Source organism: Actinotalea endophytica (assembly GCF_025717005.1).
Lineage (GTDB): Bacteria > Actinomycetota > Actinomycetes > Actinomycetales > Cellulomonadaceae > Actinotalea.
The window spans coordinates 1-1305 of sequence record NZ_JAOVZU010000019.1; the positions used below are offsets into that span (position 1 = coordinate 1).

General features: G+C 69.6%; 1 protein-coding gene and 1 other annotated feature. The gene reads left to right on the plus strand.

The genetic code is table 11. The annotated features are described in order from the left end of the window. The first annotated feature begins 51 nt into the window (after nucleotides 1–51). Nucleotides 52–1289, plus strand: a protein-coding gene (locus OEB99_RS19710) for an IS3 family transposase (protein WP_263579018.1) whose coding sequence is annotated in 2 segments (ribosomal slippage) — nucleotides 52–331 and nucleotides 331–1289 — 1239 coding nt in all. Because the reading frame shifts where the segments join, the coding sequence is not laid out codon by codon here. Then, nucleotides 330–443: a sequence feature (AL1L pseudoknot), on the plus strand. (Overlaps the previous gene by 114 nt.) Nucleotides 1290–1305 lie beyond the last annotated feature (16 nt).

Here is a 1305-nt window from a genome sequence, read left to right on the forward strand (position 1 = left end):
TGAACCGCCCCGGGTTTCGTAGAGGCTCTCAATCCACGGAGGATGAGAGTCATGGCAGCACCGAGGAAGTACCCGGAGGAGCTCCGGGAGCGGGCGATCCGGATGGCGGTCGATCTGCGGCGTGACCCCGCGACGAGGCCGGGGGCGTTGGCGCGGGTTGCTGAGCAGCTGGGGATCAACCCCGAGACGCTGCGGAACTGGGTGACCCAGGCCGAGGTCGATGCCGGCGACCGGCCGGGCACCTCGACCAGCGATGCCCAGCGGATCGCCGAGCTGGAGCGGGAGAACCGGGAGCTGCGCCGGTCGAATGCGATCTTGCGGTCGGCGTCGGCTTTCTTCGCGGCGGAGCTCGACCGCCCGTCGACCAGGTAGTGGCGTTCATCGACGCCCACCGCGCCGAGTTCGGGGTCGAGCCGATCTGCAGGGATCTGCAGGTCGCCCCGAGCACCTACTACGCGGCCAAGACCCGCCCACCCTCGAGACGGGCGGTGTCCGACGCCGCGTTGAGCGAGGTGATCGTGACCGAGCACGCCGCGAACTACTCGGTCTACGGGGCGCGGAAGATGTGGAAGCACCTGCACCGGGCCGGGCACCCGGTCGCGCGCTGCACCGTCGAACGGCTCATGCGCTCGGCCGACCTGCACGGGGTCGTCCGCGGACGCGCGAAGCGGACCACGATCCCGGGCAAGGACGGGTGCCGGGCCACCGACCTGGTCAACCGGGCGTTCACCGCGACGGCGCCGAACCAGCTGTGGGTCGCGGACTTCACCTACGTCCGCACGTGGGCGGGGTTCAGCTACGTCGCGTTCGTCATCGACGTGTTCTCCCGGATGATCGTGGGCTGGAAGGCCGACACGACCATGCGCGCGGCACTGGTCACCGACACCCTGGAGATGGCCGTGTGGTCACGCGGCCGCGCCGGCGTCAGCGACCTCACCGGCCTGATCCACCACAGCGACGCCGGGTCCCAATACGTCAGCCTGGCGCTGACCGAGCGCCTCGCCGCGCTCGGTATGCGGGCCTCGATCGGGACCGTCGCCGACGCCTACGACAACGCCCTGGCCGAGTCGACCATCGGCCTGTTCAAGACCGAGCTCATCCGCCGCCGCGGCCCGTGGCGGACACTGGACGACGTCGAGATCGCGACCCTGGAGTGGGTCGACTGGTTCAACAACCGCCGCCTGCACACCGAGCTCGGCGACATCCCACCGAGCGAGCACGAGACCAACCACTACCGTCAGATCAGCACCTCGACGACCCTGGAAACCAAAGAACCGAGCCTCCACTGAACCCGGGGCGGTTCAC